15 protein-coding genes are annotated in these 17106 nt (G+C 41.9%); 4 read left to right on the top strand and 11 right to left on the bottom strand.

What is annotated here, in order from left to right; genetic code table 11:
• Positions 1 to 10 precede the first annotated feature (10 nt).
• The 4 genes from MiAbW_RS01350 to MiAbW_RS01365 all read left to right on the top strand — a co-directional run bounded on the left by MiAbW_RS01350 (position 11) and on the right by MiAbW_RS01365 (position 3306).
• Positions 11 to 334, top strand: a complete 324-nt coding sequence (locus tag MiAbW_RS01350) for a PDGLE domain-containing protein (RefSeq protein ID WP_151694604.1) — start codon at positions 11 to 13, stop codon at positions 332 to 334.
• A 106-nt stretch (positions 335 to 440) separates the two neighbouring features.
• On the top strand, positions 441 to 1214 hold the full coding sequence (gene cbiQ / locus MiAbW_RS01355; RefSeq protein WP_151694605.1) for a cobalt ECF transporter T component CbiQ: 774 nt from the start codon (positions 441 to 443) through the stop codon (positions 1212 to 1214).
• Positions 1215 to 1228: 14 nt separating this feature from the next.
• The gene (locus tag MiAbW_RS01360; RefSeq protein WP_151694606.1) at positions 1229 to 2005 is read left to right on the top strand and encodes an energy-coupling factor ABC transporter ATP-binding protein; all 777 of its coding nucleotides are present in this window, start codon (positions 1229 to 1231) and stop codon (positions 2003 to 2005) included.
• A 110-nt stretch (positions 2006 to 2115) separates the two neighbouring features.
• Positions 2116 to 3306: a HEAT repeat domain-containing protein gene (locus tag MiAbW_RS01365; protein ID WP_151694607.1), complete on the top strand. Its 1191-nt coding sequence runs from the start codon at positions 2116 to 2118 to the stop codon at positions 3304 to 3306.
• A gap of 191 nt (positions 3307 to 3497) precedes the next feature.
• Here the strand turns inward: MiAbW_RS01365 and MiAbW_RS01370 are convergent, their stop codons facing one another.
• The 11 genes from MiAbW_RS01370 to MiAbW_RS01420 form a co-directional block, all read right to left on the bottom strand.
• The gene (locus MiAbW_RS01370) at positions 3498 to 5540 is read right to left on the bottom strand and encodes a B12-binding domain-containing radical SAM protein (RefSeq protein ID WP_151694608.1); all 2043 of its coding nucleotides are present in this window, start codon (positions 5538 to 5540) and stop codon (positions 3498 to 3500) included.
• A 148-nt stretch (positions 5541 to 5688) separates the two neighbouring features.
• The gene (locus tag MiAbW_RS01375) at positions 5689 to 7929 is read right to left on the bottom strand and encodes a glycoside hydrolase (RefSeq protein ID WP_151694718.1); all 2241 of its coding nucleotides are present in this window, start codon (positions 7927 to 7929) and stop codon (positions 5689 to 5691) included.
• A gap of 259 nt (positions 7930 to 8188) precedes the next feature.
• Positions 8189 to 8971, bottom strand: coding sequence for a hypothetical protein (locus MiAbW_RS01380; protein WP_151694609.1), 783 nt, complete (start codon positions 8969 to 8971; stop codon positions 8189 to 8191).
• On the bottom strand, positions 8968 to 10188 hold the full coding sequence (locus MiAbW_RS01385) for a hypothetical protein (protein WP_151694610.1): 1221 nt from the start codon (positions 10186 to 10188) through the stop codon (positions 8968 to 8970). Before MiAbW_RS01385 ends, MiAbW_RS01380 begins: the two co-directional genes overlap by 4 nt.
• Before the next feature lie 5 nt (positions 10189 to 10193).
• Positions 10194 to 10586: a heavy metal-responsive transcriptional regulator gene (locus MiAbW_RS01390; protein ID WP_151694611.1), complete on the bottom strand. Its 393-nt coding sequence runs from the start codon at positions 10584 to 10586 to the stop codon at positions 10194 to 10196.
• A gap of 86 nt (positions 10587 to 10672) precedes the next feature.
• Entirely contained in the window at positions 10673 to 11227 is a 555-nt protein-coding gene (locus tag MiAbW_RS01395; protein ID WP_151694612.1) for a phycobiliprotein lyase, read from the bottom strand.
• Positions 11228 to 11260: 33 nt separating this feature from the next.
• The gene (locus MiAbW_RS01400) at positions 11261 to 12238 is read right to left on the bottom strand and encodes a glycosyltransferase family 2 protein (protein WP_151694613.1); all 978 of its coding nucleotides are present in this window, start codon (positions 12236 to 12238) and stop codon (positions 11261 to 11263) included.
• 59 nt (positions 12239 to 12297) lie between these two features.
• A complete protein-coding gene (locus MiAbW_RS01405; protein WP_151694614.1) occupies positions 12298 to 13485 on the bottom strand; it encodes a glycosyltransferase family 4 protein in 1188 nt (395 codons plus the stop codon).
• 13 nt (positions 13486 to 13498) lie between these two features.
• A complete protein-coding gene (locus MiAbW_RS01410) occupies positions 13499 to 15052 on the bottom strand; it encodes a glycosyltransferase family 39 protein (protein ID WP_172967331.1) in 1554 nt (517 codons plus the stop codon).
• A 107-nt stretch (positions 15053 to 15159) separates the two neighbouring features.
• Entirely contained in the window at positions 15160 to 16113 is a 954-nt protein-coding gene (locus MiAbW_RS01415) for a GDP-mannose 4,6-dehydratase (protein ID WP_151694616.1), read from the bottom strand.
• Positions 16114 to 16127: 14 nt separating this feature from the next.
• The gene (locus MiAbW_RS01420; RefSeq protein WP_151694617.1) at positions 16128 to 17048 is read right to left on the bottom strand and encodes a glycosyltransferase family 2 protein; all 921 of its coding nucleotides are present in this window, start codon (positions 17046 to 17048) and stop codon (positions 16128 to 16130) included.
• Between the last annotated feature and the right edge of the window lie 58 nt (positions 17049 to 17106).

Consider the following 17106-nt stretch of genomic DNA (forward strand, 5'->3'; position numbering starts at 1 on the left):
AGATTAGCCCATGAATATTCGCAGAAATAGCCAATTTTTTCTGATTGGCCTAGTATGTTCCCTCATTATCGCCGTTTTTCTCTCTCCCTTTGCCAGTCCCGATCCCGATGGACTCGATCGAGTGGCGGAAGACTTGCAATTTAGCCAAAAAGAAGACCCTAACGCCCTCGGCGGTCAATTACCCTTCGCCCGAATTTTTGATGGTTATGCCCTCAAAGGTGTTCCCCAAGGTGTCGCCACTCCCCTCGCCGGTTTTCTGGGAACTCTTGCCACTTTCGGTATCGCTTGGGGTATCGGTAAATTAGTCATTCCAAAATCCCAAAATCAGGAGTAAGGAATCAGGAGTCGAGAAGTGGGGTAGTGGGGCATTGAGCTGAAATTTCCCTCAACCCCTAAACCCCTATATCCCTATATCCCCTTTCTAACTGATCACTGAATAAATGCTACACATTGCCACTTTTTCTCCCGAAAATGATTGCCAAAATTTCGTTTTTTGGCAAAAACTTGCGCCCCATACCAGGGTTTTAGTTACTCTTTTGTTAGTTTTTGCCACAGCCTTAACTCCCAATGGTAGCTGGGAAACTTGGGGGATTTACGGATTAGGATTAATTATTTTAATTCTGATCAGTCGTGTGACTATTCCCGTGCTTTTACAAAGAGTAGCGATCGAATTTGTCTTTATCGGTGTGGTTTTATTGGGAACCCTTTTTCGCGATGGCGGCGAAATTCTTTGGTCTTGGGGATTTTTGCGGATAACTAGCGAGGGATTGCTGGTGTTAGGCAGTGTCGCCCTAAAAGCTTTTCTCTGTCTTTGTACGGTCAATATTCTGGTTTTAACGACAGCGATTCCCGACCTGTTGCAAGCATTAGTTACTCTGAAAACTCCCCCGTTATTGGTGGCAATTTTGGCTTCTATGTACCGTTATCTAGCTGTTTTGATCGCTGAATTTAATTCCATGCGAAGGGCAGCAATTGCGCGTAACTTAATGAGTAGTCCCCGATGGCAACGGCTGCTAGTGGGACACATGATCGGCTCTTTATTTATCCGTACCTACGAACGTGGCGATCGCATTTATCAAGCCATGTTATCGAGGGGTTACACTGGTTCCTTACTTTCTGTACAGGTTCCCCAAAGCAAACTGAACGATTATCTCGCTATAATTGGCATAGTAATTCTGATCCTCTGGGGTCAAATGGTACATCTACTCAGGTAAAAGTCTCGTTTTTCATGCACCACAACCCGATTTTTATTGAAAACCTAGTTTATACCTATCCTGACGGTACAGAAGCGTTAAAGGGTATTAATTTAGCCATTGAAGCTACGGAAAAGGTGGCTTTGGTAGGGGCCAATGGATCGGGAAAATCCACCTTATTACTGCATTTTAACGGTATTCTCCCGCCGCAAACCGGTAGAATCACCGTCGGTCCCTACCAAGTTAAACCGGAGAATTTAGAAAATATCCGCAATTTTGTCGGTTTAGTCTTCCAAAACCCCGACGATCAGCTATTTATGCCCACTGTCTGGGAAGATGTGACTTTTGGCCCGATGAATCAGGGAATTCGGGGAGAGGATTTAAACCATCGCTGTCATCATGCTTTACACGCGGTGGGATTGGATTCCCAGCATTACGGTAAGAGAAACAGTCAGAATCTATCGGGGGGTGAAAAAAAACGCGTGGCCATTGCGGGGGTTTTAGCTATGTTGCCGCAGGTCTTAGTTTTTGATGAACCTAGCGCCCAACTGGACCCCCGATCCCGTCGGCAATTAATACAACTGTTGGCCACTTTACCCCAAACCCAGGTGATCGCCACCCACGATCTCGATCTGGCTTTAGAATTATGCGATCGCACAGTGGTGTTAAGTCGTGGTCAGGTGGTGGGAGAGGGAGAAACCGCTAAGATTTTAAGTAATCGGGAATTTTTGGAACAACACGACCTGGAAACACCCCTTTGTTATAGTCGTCCCTACTGTGCGATCGCTGATGCGCCCTCTACTGAAGTCTGATGCACAATTTTGAGATTTATTATCGGTTTCCTGCATAGGGGAGAAGACAAAAGCGAGAAAGTCTGACATTCTTGGGATAGGTAGCACGAAAATCGAGGCCATTTCTGACGATGCAAGCTCTGCTAGAAAAAGCTCAGATAGCGTTGAATAAAAAAGACTGGGAGACAGTAAACACCAGCATACAGCGACTTTTAAACCAAAAAGATGCGATTGAACCGATTATTAACGATGAAATCCTCGATTTAGCCCTAGAAGCTTTACAAAAATGCGATTTTCAACAGCGATGGGAGATAGCGAAACTATTTCCCCAAATCGGCCAACCAGCGATCGCTCCTTTAATTGCCCTGTTAGAATCCGAGGAACAAGATGGGGAAATGCGCTGGTTTCTGGCAAGAATTCTCAGTCAATTTGACGATCGAGCCTGTATTCTCGCTCTCAGTCAATTATTGCAAAGATCGGAGGAGGAGGAACTCAGCCAAATGGCTGCGGCTGCTTTAGCCAATATCGGCAGTTCTGCAATCTCCAGTTTAGAACAATTACTGTCCGACTCGAACAGGCGTTTTTTAGCCGTACAAGCTTTATCACAAATTCGCCGGCCGGAAATTATCGAACCACTTTTAACCGTAGTTAAGGATCAATCTAGCACCATTCGGGCCATGGCGATCGAAGCTTTAAGCAGTTTTCACCATCCCCAGATTACTGCGATGATCCTCGATGCTTTACAGGATCCGGCCATCGAGGTGCGACGGGAAGCAATTAAAGCTAGTAGTTACCTAGGGCCAAATTATCCCCAAGCAGATTTAGTTAACCATCTGCAACCGCTGTTATTCGATATCCACCTCGATATCTGTCAAGAAACGGCGATCGCTCTCGGCCGTATCGGCACAGCAACCTCAGCCAAAGCTTTAAATCCACTGCTGCAATCTTCCTTAACTCCCGATAGTTTAAAATTAACTGTAGTGCGAGCATTAGGCTGGATCGGAGATGAGGAAGCTTTAAATTACCTAGAAAAGGCGTTATATAGCGAAAATATCTTGATTTGTCGGGAAATTATCGCTATTCTCGGCCGGCAAACAGGCCAGAAATTACGCCGACAAGCAGGGGAAATTCTCAGTAATTTTTATCACTCTCGTCCGGCGATCCTCGCTGATACGGGAGTTAAACAGTCTCTAGCGATCGCTTTAGGAGAATTAGATCGGGATAATAAAAGTATTTTGCTGACTTTAGCAGCCGACGGGGAGGCGATCGTCCGTCTCCATGCTCTCAGCGCCCTGAAAAAGCTAGATCATGGGACTATCTAGGGTTGGCTGAATATCGGTGAAAACTTTGTCAGCACTTTCAAAACCCCCATCTGTCAAGTTTTCGAGCAGATGTTGCAATCTAATAGAAGTCACCGAAAATTAACCCCAGAAAAAATAAAGCACCCGACCAGATGATCGGTGTACTGTTACGGGGTGTCTTCGGCACCGCCCTAAGTTTCAGGTTAGCCTATTCAAGTCTGTGCTAGAAAGGCGTATTTGGGATCGAGCCGAACATCAATAGCATAGAAATAATAGTGTAATAGTGTCACTTGTTTAAGAGAGAATTCCTGCTGCACCACCTCAAACACTGAAGTTTCGCTAGTATAGAATTTAATTAATTTAGAAACCGTAAGGTAGGATGATGGGGGTGGATATCCTTCGGGGTCAACAGGCAATTTCAGCTTCTCAAAAACAGGTATCATTTCTTGGCGATTGACTGAGAAAACTGTGTGCAAGATAAAGGCAAGGATGGCATTGCCATCATCTTGGTCTAATTCAGTTTCCTTGATTAACTGTTTTAACTTGGAGCTTTCCTGATGTAACAAGGCGTATGCCTGTTCCTGCCAGTAAATTGGGTTGAGCGTTCCTAGATCTGGGTGTTCTACCCAGGGAGGCAGTGGAACTCCTTCTAAGCTAATACCCTTGAGGCAAGACATCAATTCCTCTAGCTGTGAGAAATCTATGCTTTGGACAAATAAACGCCAGTTGCGTGTTAGCCTGTAGTATCTAGAGAGAAAAGTTTCCCGCGCATATTGCATGAAATTGTGGACTTCGGCAATCCCCCCAAAATGATGTAAGAGTTTGGAATTGTAGTAATAGGATGGGTGAAATAGCGTTTTAGGAGTCTCCTCATTTTGAGTAATCGTAATCACTTGTTGTCTGGCCTCTTCGGGAAGATTATCAAGGCATTCATAAACCCTTAAAGCGGGATAACTATCGGCCTCATCAAACTTTAGATCAAGCTGATTTTTGGTAAAAGTTTCTAAGGTGGTGCGAATAGAGTCCAGTGTTGCGTATGGATTTCCTAGCCATGACCAAAGTACCCAACGGGGTTGTCGTCTTTCGGCGAACTCTGGTTCTTCATTGAGTTCCATCAGATTGTTGATATGCTCTAGAGCGTGCCTAACCCGATAGGGTTCCCGCATCTGTTTTAGGTTTTCATCGCTCAAGGTTGAAAAGGGTGCGCTCTGTTCAATCAACAGCCCCGATCTCAAAAGCAGTCGAAATTCATCTTTATTGAATTTCACAGGTAGAAAGTAAGAACGCCAGAATATTGGATTGGCTAATGTTTCGTTAATGCGAATCACTCTTTCAGCCAACTCTAGAACATGATCCTTGGCAAAATTCAGTTCAGAGCAAATAAACCAGTAATACCTGAGACCATAGCGCAGTAAGTTGTGAATTTCAGCCTCGATAACATCGAGATTTCGTAACTGGACAGTAGTTCCCTTTACCTTTGGTTCACAACAAAAGACACAAGCGCAAGGACAACCGCGAGCTATTTCAATGGCAATGGAAATTCCTGTGTCTTTATAGGAACCGAGACCTGGAACACTTTCAAGATGGGCGTTTCGCAGGGTGCGTTCGCCATGAAAGCGGAATATTTCGTCAATAATGTCTTCGGAGTATTCTATATCGTCTAAAGGCCCCCAGAATACCCGTTGATTCTGCTGCCACTTACCATTAGCACGATAGACTAAGTTGGATATTCCCTCAGTTGTACCCTGGAGAACTTCGTCAAAGTGCCGGAAAAACTCGTCAGGTTCACCAAGAATACCAAAATCAGGTTGTAAATACTCGGCGGCCGATACAGAGTTAACAGTGAAATTAAAGCCCCCAACAAAAATCTTGGCATCGGTTAGTTGACGCACGTGTAAAATCGCCGCACGAGTTTCTTCTACTGGAAACCAAGGATTTTTGGCAGGAGTTTTGGCATCAATGCTGATGTAATTATCAGCCGCAACGGAATCTGCTTGTCGAATCGTGAAAGCAACGGCACGGGGTTGGTGGTTCCTGATCAGTTGGGCAATACAATCAAGCTTGTGTTGTAGGCTCAACTCCAACCCATCCCACCGAACAACAGATAGCCCCACCCGTCGAGCAAGTGCAGATACTTGAACAAAAGCGTAAGGATAAACTGGCCGACCAGGCAGATTGCTCAAGTTAATAAAGAGAATATCAACAGGTTTTCGGGGTCGAATGCCTGTATATGCAGGTAGCGCACAGTTAGTCATACTTAGACAATTTCAATTTATTTTTCCTATAGAAATCTATCACGAGTAGCCCCAGTAAGACCGCTCTAATACTGGATTCTTTAGATGGATCATCGATCTGTCTTTTCACTGATTACTGATTACTGATCACTGATCACTGATCACTGATTTAAGGTCTTTGCAGGAAGATTAATTCTTCAACGGGTAGGAAATCATAGTATTGACCTTGATTAGCTAAAACTGCGATTAAATGGAGACGAGCATCGGGTTCAATGTGTAATCCTTCCCAGGGGACAGCAATTTCCAAACATTGATTAAAAGAAGCTTTGGCACTACTAGGAACTCGTTGCCAAGTAAAATACTCTTGAGCGACTTCTAACCAAGTAAATTCCGTGATTAAATTAACTCCTAGATGATGATGATAACCGTAATCGAGGGGCGATCGATGGGGAATATCTGTTAGGGGAATTGGACTTTGCAGACGATGCACTTCATCATAATACCAATATAAATGCACTTCAGGCGGGATATCTTTGCCTAATTCCGCCCCCGGTTTCCAATCGAAACGCAAATAAAAATTGAGGTGATCCCAACCGAAAAAGAGCCTTTGTACTAAGGAAGTCCGGTGCATCGTACCACTGGCGCCGCCAATTTCGACCCGTCCAGCTTTATCCCAATCCTGTTCGTCACCAAAACCGTCGATAATGGGGTGAATAAAAGCCAGCGGACGATTACTTTGTTTATCCCCGTGTTCTTCCACCGGTTCGAGCAAATAGGAGGGAATTGGCTCATTTAAAGCTTGATAAATAGCGATCAGGTGTTCGCGGAAAAGTTGGTCAAAAATTGCGTCATGATTGGAAGAATGGCCATAACCAAACCACCAAAACCAATCGGAACCTTCCGCTGCATACAATGCTTCCCAGGCGTCAGGGTTATTATCTTCCGTCGCTTCTGGGTGATTAGCCAGGGTTTGACGGGCTAAAATTAGATATTCCCACGCTTTATTTTTAGCGGGGTCGCCGATCCAAGTGGTAAAATTGGCATCGATCCAAGAGCCGCTATGAAGTTGATTGACGGGGATTTTGGCATTAGCGGGAAAGCGATCGAGATATTCGGAGACGGTGACTAATTCGATCGCTTGGTGGTCGCTTAAAAGTTGATAAAGGTTCTCTAGGAAGGGTAAACCGTCTTGATGATAGTTTTCCCAACAGTTTTCGCCATCTAGCGCAATGGTAACTAACCAGGGTTTTTCTAGGGTCGTGGTTTCTGCGTTGGTTTTCAGTTGTTCGGCGATCGCTTCTAGGTGTTTAACTAAGTCTGTAGCGGCCTCGGTTGCTTTCATGCCACTATAGCTAAATCCGATCAGATCCGAGAGACGATGATCGCGGAAAACCATGGATAAATTGCCGTTGCTAGTTTCCAGACGGTAGGGACGATAAAGCAATTCTGGTTCGCTAATATTGCCCTTTTCGTCGCGATGAAAGTAATGTCCCAGAGACCAACCTAACACCCCCTCATCGGAACATAACCACTGAAAACCCTGTTTAGCGACTGCGGGGAGAATCGCGGGACTAACGGATTGTTCCGAGGGCCAAAGTCCTCGAGGATGCTTATCAAAGCGATCGATATAGATTTGCCAAGCTTTCTGGAGATGGCGGTAAATATCTTCAGGATAGTGGAAATATTGGCGAGGAAGGGTCATATTCGGCACTGCTACCCGGCCGGCTTCCGAGTTGGCCAGCAGGGGTAAAATCGGATGGGTGTAGGGACTGGTAATGATTTCTAGTTGTCCAGTTTCCTGCATTAACCGGTGTTGCGGCAAGATACGACGCAGAATTTGACGCTGTTTGGAGATAATTCGCTGGCGATCGCTTAAAGTGAAGTTTTTTCCCTGTTCTAACCAGGCTGTGATTTCTGGGTCACTGTGAAAGATAGGATCGATCCAAGCGAGGTTATGCCAAGCCAAGAGATCGCTATAATCCTGTAGATGCCAATGGTTAATACACCAACTATGACCGTTTTCTTGACGCTGTGCGTATAATTGGGCGTAACGGGGGTGCGGATCGATGAGAGTACGATGATTTGCGTCGAAAAAATGTTCGATGATAAAGTGTTTTTGTGCCAGGGTTAACTGCGCTTCTGAGGTGACGGTGAGAGCAAGATAGGGGTCCATAGCTAGTCCGTTGACGTAATCCTCTAATTGCAGGATTAAAGAGGGGACAAGGTTGACAGTTTGGTGTAATTTGGGAAAACGTTCTAGAATTAGGATTAAATCGAGATAATCTTTCACTCCATGCAGTCGCACCCAGGGTAAGCGATATTGTCCCGAAGCATCCGCGCGAGTTTGACAGGATTTGTAAAGGGGTTGGTGTTGATGCCAAATAAAAGCGACGTAGAGAGGATAGGCCATGATAATACCGAGAAAAAGTGCATATAACAAGCTATTGAGCCGTTATTTGGATGAGAATAGACAATAACGCCTATTCTAGATTCTTAAAAATTGATTTCGGTCACTACCATAATCCTATCAACTGGTTTTGAAGGGGTATCGTCTCTTTGTCTTTGTTAAAGGATCGGATTCGGTTTAGCAGAGTGAGTTAGGCAAGAATAACTTAGGTGATATATCGACAAATTTAATCTTGTCCCTAACCCACCACAAGACTCAATATCTAAAATCCAAAGGAATAACCAATTTTTAACTTTAATTGACTTTGATCATTGCTATTAGTAGAAATATCTCCCTCAATACCGAAATCGATCACACCTTGACGATTAATTTGTTGACGAATTCCCATTCCAGTGCGAATCAACGCCCCACCATTACTATTATCACTGGTAATTACGCCCAATTCTGCTAAAAAAGTGCGATCAAAACGTTTCGGATAACCAATTGGTCGCGAATAACCAAGAATTGCAGCCGGTAAAAAAGCTCGATCGCCGTTATCGGGGTCAGTTTTTATGTTTAAATCGAGATTAAGATGCAAGCGATCGAATTGACCGACAGTTTTACTGGCAATTCCCCGCAGACGAAAATCTAATCCCCTAGCATTATTTCCCGTCGGTAATCCCACATCAGTACGAATAGCAAAAGCGGGAACATTATCGTATTCGCGATTGAAATTATAGAAAAAACCTACAGATAAATTTCCCACATCAAAATCCGTGTCATTACTATTAACTCGTCCTCCCACTTGTGGATCAATACCGATAATAATATGACCATTGCGAATAATACCGTTGAGGTATTCAAGATCAAATTCACCACCGACATTGCTGTTTTCAGGAAAGACTAACCCAGTACCAAATTCTATCGATTGTTCCCCAAAACCGATACTCTCAGCATCATCAAAAGAAAGGGGACGACCAGAATCCAGATTATTATGATCGTTGGCAAAAACTGGATTAGTAAAAATGGCAACTAAACCCACAGCAATTAATAAAAATCTTCTCATTTTATCGGTTCCTGTTGCTCATTGCTGTTGTCAGGTTTTTTCTCCGTATTAGGAGGGTTTTCCGGAGAGTGATTTTCGTGGTTATGGTGTTGGTGATCTTCTTCCTCATGTCCCTGAGAATCATCAGGTTTTTTCTCAGAATTATCAGGATTGTCGTGATTATGACCTTCGTGAGAAATATCTGCTGGCATTAATCCCATACCCGGAATTCCTGACTCAAAACGATGATCGTGTAGTCCTTCACCACCATAATTTTTTCCTGCTTCCATTTCCCGATGATTAGCAGCCATGACTAACCAAATAGCGCGGGTAATTTGTTCGTCTTTTTGTTGGGGAGTTAGCCAATCGGAAGCCAGAATATCATTGACCATATCATGCAACATATGCAGGTTATCAAAGGTGTTAGATATTTCGGGAAAACGTCGGGCAAACTTGGGACTAAGTTCGGCAAACATGGGCATAAAAGCTCGATCGGTGCGATACAATTCCTTAGTATGGTATTGTTTTCCCACCTGTTTATAAGCTTGTTTTTGTTCTTCTAGCGTCTTTTCATAAAGCAAGTCATACATGGTTCCTTGTAACCAATGGTAGCCCCAAAATAAGCCATTTACTTTCGGATATTTTTGCCGAAAGGCTTTAGAATAGGGCTGGGAATCCAGATAGCCCATATTCATGGGTAATCCAGTAATAGCATAGGGAACTTTTGTCAAGTAAAATTGATATAATTTTTCAATTTCTGCTTCTTTTTCCTCGTTGGTTAATTTGCTGCTGGCTAAAACATCAACGGTTTGATCATGGAAAATATGCGCCCACTCGAAAACCTGTTCTAAAACGCCATATTTTCTGCCAAAAGTTGGGGAAATATTACCCTCATCGGGCATAAATTTAGGCGGATTTTTTAAAACCCAATTAATTTTTTGGTATGTCTTAGTTTCTAAATCTTTCGCTTTTCCTGTTACAATATCTTCGTAAGCAAAAGCATGACCAACAGCGATCGCATTCAAGTCTAAAGCTAAATCTCTGACATTATAAATTGCATTGTTATAAACCCCTCTTTGGGGATAAATATGATTACGTTGCTTGTTATACATCCAAGCTGGTATATTGTCTGGAATTGCTTGTAAAGTCTGAGTTTGAGGTGACTGAGGATGTAGATGTTGAGCAATGACAGGAGTAGAAATCATTGCTAAAGTTGCCAATAAAATTAACTTGTTCATGATAGTTAAACCTTGAGATTAGGGCAAATAAATTGATCGTCTTTTACAGGTGTATCCGTCCATCCTTGCAGGGTTTCGGTTAATTGTTGACGCAATAAAAGCAATTGTTCCACTTGTTTATCGATCTCAGCAATATGTTTAATTAATTTTTCCTGAATATCTCCACAGGGTAATTCTCCATGGTCATGAATTACTAAACATTCGCGGATATCTTGCAGACTCAAACCCAAAGATTGCAATCTCTTGACAAATAGCAAGCGATGGACAGTATCGGGAGTAAATAGGCGAAATTTTCCCTCTGTCCTCTCAGGAGACTGAATTAGTCCTAATTCCTCGTAATAACGAATCGTTTTAATTGAAACGCCACTTTCTAGGGAAAGTTGACCGATTTTGAGCATTATTGTTGCTCCTTAATCCTATCGTTTCTCCATGATAAAATCTCCCCTTGACTGGAGAATCAAGGGGGGAGAAGAAATATTTTTTTTTAACTGACTTTACACTCAACCCCAAAACCCACCAAGAGAACTTTTTCTAAGGGTTCCCCCTCCTGGGGACGTTGATAGTTAATAATTTTGCGAATTCGCAAGTCTGGATTAATTAAAGTAATTGAATCCACGGAAACACTGCGAGTATAATTGGTGGTCATTAATAACTCTCTGGTGGTGGAATCAAAGCGAAAAGCGGAGATAATTGGTCTTGCTTCTTCGTAAGCGCGATCACGAAGATAATCTCCTTCTAAATAACCGTTATTTTCTGCTTTAACCACAAATAAAAGATTAAGATTTTGTCGCACTTCTTCCCCTTTTTCCGAGATGGTATAAAAACCTAAATTAAAACCAGGGATAGTTTCTAAATCCGCAATATCGGGATAGTTATTATCTGTCAGAACTTTCTGTTTAATCTCCCTGGTGAGGGGTTGAATGAGGAACTCAGTACGGGAACGTTCCACTTCTTGAGCAGCTAGATAATGATAGGTTCTTTCGGTTTGCCAACTACCGACACAATAGGCAAAAAATTGCTGAAAAATTTTGGTATTCATAGATGTAATTCTCCTCTCGTCAGTATCTCAATTTTAAGTTATTTTATCAGTAACTTGTTCCCTATTTTCAAAACCATAACAATCTCGAACCAGATAAAGTGGCCTCCCCTTAACTTCTTCATAAACCCTGCCAATATATTCGCCAATAATACCAAGGGTGAGTAATTGAATTCCTCCTAAAAATAATACAGCAACCATCAGAGAAGCGTATCCGGGTAAATCGATTCCGAAGATAATAGTCCTGAGCATTAAAAAACTAGCATAAACAAGACTAACAAGTGCAATGATAAATCCTACATAAGTCCAGACTTTCAGAGGTAAAAAACTAAAAGAAGTAATACCATCGATGGCAAAATTCCATAATTTCCAGTAATTCCATTTAGTTTGTCCTTGATACCGGGGTTCTCGATCGAATAAAATTGATGTCTGTTTATATCCCACCCAAGCAAATATTCCTTTCATAAATCTTTGACGTTCGGGCATCTTTTTAATTGATTCTACCACTCGGCGATCGATTAAGCGAAAATCTCCCGTATTAGGGGGAATAGGAACCCGACTTAATTTATTAATGACTTGATAGAAACCCCCAGCGGTGAAACGTTTAAACCAACTTTCGCCAATTCTAACCCGACGGGACGCATAAACCACATCATAACCCTCGTGCCATTTTTCGATCATCTCGGCAATTAATTCGGGGGGATCTTGTAAATCAGCATCAATAGGAATAACTGCCATTCCTTGACTGTAATCAATTCCTGCTGACATGGCGATATCTTTACCAAAATTACGGGATAAATTAACCACTTTAATTTGTGGGTAACGTTGATGATATTCCACGAGATTTTTGAGAGTATTATCACGACTACCATCATTAACGCAAACAATCTCATAACTGGTATTTATTGCATCTAAAACTGCTAAAAGTCGCTGAAAAAGAGCATCGATATTTTCTTCTTCATTATACAGAGGAACAACAACAGATATTTTCACTGGTATTTGATTTGATAGCATATTAATTTACAAAAAACTAGAGAAATTTTCTAATAAATGTCAGCAGTAAAAACTTGTTCTTACTTAGCAGCTACTTGCGGCCAAGTATAATTATCTTCGATTAACTTGCGAGCATTTCTAGATAATTTTTCTCGCAACTCTGCCGATTCAAAAAGACTACTAATCGCCCTACAATATTCCTCAATACTATTAGCCCTTAAGGCTGCTAAAGGAACATTATTTCCCTCCACTGTTAACCCTTCTAAACCTCGATCGCTGGCCACCACCGGCACCCCCGCAGCCATGGATTCTAGGGTTTTATTTTTAATTCCAAAACCCGAACGCATTGCCACAACACAGATAGTAGCATGATGAAGATACTCGGCCATAGATGGAACTCGACCCGTGACAGTGATTTGAGAATTTTTTGTCAATTCTATGACCGATGGAGCAGGATTGGAGCCAACGATCATCAGAGTAACCTCAGGATATTTTTGTTGTAAAATAGGGAAAACTTCTAAGCTAAAAAAGCGTACTGCGTCTATATTAGAACCGTAATCTAGGCCTCCCGTCATAATGATTTGATAACCACTGGGATCGGTTTCTCGATAGGGGAACATTTCCAAGTCAACGCCGTTGGGAATTGCGACAACAGGGCGATTAATGTTCAACTCTTCCATCTGTTCCTTGTCTTCGGAAGTGGTGACAACTATAGTATTGAATTTCTGACAAAATCTCCGTTCGTAACGTTCGAGAAGTGGTAGATACAATGTATCTCGAATAGGATTAGTGCTAACTCCTATTTCTAATTGATTTTTGCAGGTTCTATAGGCTGAACTATGTATATTTACTATAGTTTTAAGCTTTTTTTGCCAATGGGGTCGGACAAAGATATCATTGACGCTATGCTCACAAGTAATAACATCAAATTTTTGACTATCAATGACACGATCAAGCCAAAATTGAATATCAGCACTATACACATATCTAACGTTGGGAGGAGTACCTTGCCTGATAAAATCATAAAAACGATGTATTTTGCCTAAAATACTAGGGTTGGGAGAATTGGAATAGGGAAATACCTTTACCTCCTTAACAAATCTTTCCAAAGCTTCAATATCACTCCTACTAACATCCGAATTTGGTCGAGTCATGATCGTGACTTCATGATTCTTACTCAGGTGTTTTAAAAGATTGAAGGTTCTAACTTGAGTTCCCCCTCTGGTGGGGGGATAGGGAAAAGTAGAGGATAGAATTAAAATTTTCATGGCTTGAGCAAAGTTAGCGTTTGATGACTTTCCATGCGTTGGGTTTACTAGGATAGTTTTCTTGGGATTTAAAAAGTGGTTCTAAGACAAAATTTTCTGTTGATTGTAACTTTTCCACAAGAGTTGATGATGGACGAAAAATGATAATATCAGTATATCCTCGGTAAATATCATTAGGTTGATTGGGATTATTTTCGAGATGAAATTCTGCTCTTCTAGTCAGATGAGAATAGACATTATGGTTAACTAAATAACTCATGGTTAAGGCATCAGCAAAATCATCATATAGAACTACAGGTTTCTCTAATTTGTTCAATTTTTGAGCTATTGCTGGGTAATCAGGTGCTCCAAATGCCCACCAAGAAGGAGAACTAGCTATGATCCAAGATGATAGCAATCCCAATAGTAAAAGGCTAGAAATGATGATTTTACTCAGTTGTCTTTGCCAGCTTAAACGAGAATAAAAAAGATAAGCTATCAAAGCAGTTGCTGCTAATTGCCAACCGATAGCGTAGGGCAACATATAACGTAATCGAACAGAAAACCCTGTTCCCGAGATAGCGTCTTTTATCATCAAAATCCCTCCCCCACCAATTAGCAAAGCGAGAATCATCCAGTTTTTATTTTTGCCAGCATTAAAAATTAAAAATACTACAGATGTCAAAAGAAAAACTAGAAGAAAAATCCAAGAAGTTCTTTGTAATAAGAGAAAAGAGTCAGTCTCCTTAATCCAGCCATCATTTAGATCGATAAAAATACGAAGCACCCCTCTCATCCAATCTTTAATTAACCCAGTGATTGGGATATTTGCGGCAGCCGGTTGTCCCACAGAATACCCGACTAACCCTGGCTTGGTTAGAAACAGATAGAACCAGGGCATAAAAAGTGAAATTCCTAACAGCGATGATAGAATATAGTTCTTAACATTCTTAGTAATTCTGCCTCTGGAATCAATAATTATATAAAGAGCATGACTAATTATTACAAAAGCGAAAATAATATTAGAATATAACCCGAAAGCAACGGTAAATGTATAGAGCAACCAATTAATTTTTTTGGGAACTCGTAAGCTGTGAAGTAAAGTTGCACTAGATAATAGAGTAAAGGCTGTAATTAGACTATAAGTTCTGACGATCTGGGAATATTGGAGTTGTAATGGAGAAATTGCGAAAATTGCCGTCCCTAACCAAGCGATAGATGCTGATTGAAATAATTCCCAACATAGCCAATACATAAAAGGGAGAGAAAACAAACTAATAAAAGCTGAACAACTTCGAGTGATTATCGCAGGCTCGGTAAGGAATAAGCTCCAGAATCTTGACCAAATTTGCACCATGAAAGCATATAAAGGCGGAAAGACGTAAGGTCGCTCAAGCAGGCGCTTAAAACTATCGAAAATACCTTCATCTGTGTTATATCTTTGATAGTTTTGTAATTCCGAGGCAGAGACAATTTTAACATCGATAATGTTCGCTATATTTTGCCCGTAGATATAGGTTGTACTAAAAGCTTCATCATTAGAATATAATTTGCCATCTAAATTATAAAATCTCAGGAAAATCCCCAAAATTAAACTGATTAATACTAAAGCTTTTAACCAATTGGGAATTTTCAAGAATCCAGCTTTAAGTTCCATTAACATATTTTACCTCCTTTTTTCTATGTTTTATTTATTTACTGATTTTTTTCTACCATCATGCGGACAATATCAGTCATTTTGTATCGTGCTTGCCAACCTAATTTTTCCTTAGCTTTGCCTGGATTACCACGACTAATGGCTAGATCTGTTGGTCTTAATAAACTTCGATCAGAAATTACATGATCTTGCCAATTTAAGCCAACAGTAGCAAAAGCTGTGGCGACAAAATCCTCTAGTTTTGAACTTTCTCCCGTGGCAATGACGTAATCATCGGGTTGCTCCTGTTGCAGCATTAAATACATCGCTTCAACGTACTCTGGCGCCCAGCCCCAATCCCTTTGAATACTCATATTTCCTAAGTGTAAAGTCTCGCTACTGCCCTGGGCAATTCTAGCCACGGCAGCGATAACTTTTTGGGTAACAAAGCGCTCGGGACGCAGGGGAGATTCATGATTAAAAAGTATGCCTGAACAGGCAAAAATTCCGTAGGCTTCTCGATAATTAGCCACTTCCCAAAAAGCCGCCGATTTGGCCACAGCGTAGGGACTGCGAGGACGAAAAGGGGTATTTTCATCGGCAGAATTATCGCCGATATCCCCGAAACATTCACTGGATCCAGCATTATATAATTTAATCTTTGCTCCAGTAAATCGAATTGCTTCTAAGAGATTTAAGGTTCCCGTGGCAATACTTTCTAAGGTTTCCACCGGCTGCTCGAAGGATAAACCCACAGAACTTTGTCCAGCCAAATTATAGACCTCATCGGGCTGAATTTTAATTAAGACCTGTAGGACACTGCGAAAGTCGTTCAGTGCCATCGATTCTAGTTTTACCTGTTCCTTGATTCCCAAACGTTTCAGGTTACTAAAAGAGGACATTTGGGCATCCCGGGAGGTGCCACAAACTGTATAGCCAGCTTTTAACAGTAATTCGGCTAGGTAGGCCCCATCCTGCCCCGATATACCACAAATTAACGCTTTTTTACCCATTTATTTACAATAATTTACTTTTGAGGGGTTAACATCGCCTTGGCGGCTTCGCTTAAATAACCGATTTGTCCGTAGGCATAGAGAAGATTCTCAAACCTTTTAGCAGGATCATTGATAAATTTGACAGATTTAACCAATCCTCTCACCAATCGCTCACCTCCTCGCCTAAATTGAGCCAATCCCGTCCTTCCTGCCACTTCTTCCCGGTAGTGTTCGCTGATGCCTTGCCACCAACTGCGACGCATAAACCATTGACGATTGATTCTTTCTGGGGCAACATTGTGTTCCACCAATGCCTCGGGAAAATAGCCCACTTGCCATCCCTGGGCGAGTGCCAGTTCTGTAGTGTATAATTCCTCGTTAGAGAGAAGTTTTTTGCCAATTCTTCCCAAATTAGGGTCAAAACCGCCAATCTTCTCCCAGAAATCCCGCCGGATTGAGTAATTAACCCCTCGCGGAGTTAAATCCGCTTGGCTAATATATACCACATTGTCGCCCAAATCGAAAGCCCCTAAACCCCCTGCTAACTCATCGGATAACCAATTGGGTTGACTGTAGCCTTGCGGCCAAATTAAGGTAACTTTTCCCCCAGCTACTGCCAGTTTTTGGTTATTTTCGTAGGCATTTAACAGAATTTGCAACCATTGAGGACTAGCGATCGCATCGTCATCCAAATAAGCTAAAATCGGCGCTCTAGTTTCCTTCGCCCCGCGATTTCTGGCGGTAGATAGCCCTAAAATAGGTTCGTAAACATATTTTAGGCGCCCATCTCCCAGACGCGACTCGGCCACTTGACGGGTTTTATCGGTAGATGCGTTATCAACCACTAAAATCTCACAATCTGGGCAAGTTTGCGCCAAAAGACTATCGATCGCTCCTGCTAGGTAGTGATCGCGGTTGTGGGTACAGATAATCCCTGCTATCTTAGGAGCCATGGCTATCAAGGTTACTCATTTAATACCCTAAAACTTAACATTCCTTTGCAAAAATGTA

The sequence above is a fragment of the Microcystis aeruginosa NIES-4325 genome (genome assembly GCF_008974145.1).
GTDB lineage: Bacteria > Cyanobacteriota > Cyanobacteriia > Cyanobacteriales > Microcystaceae > Microcystis > Microcystis aeruginosa_G.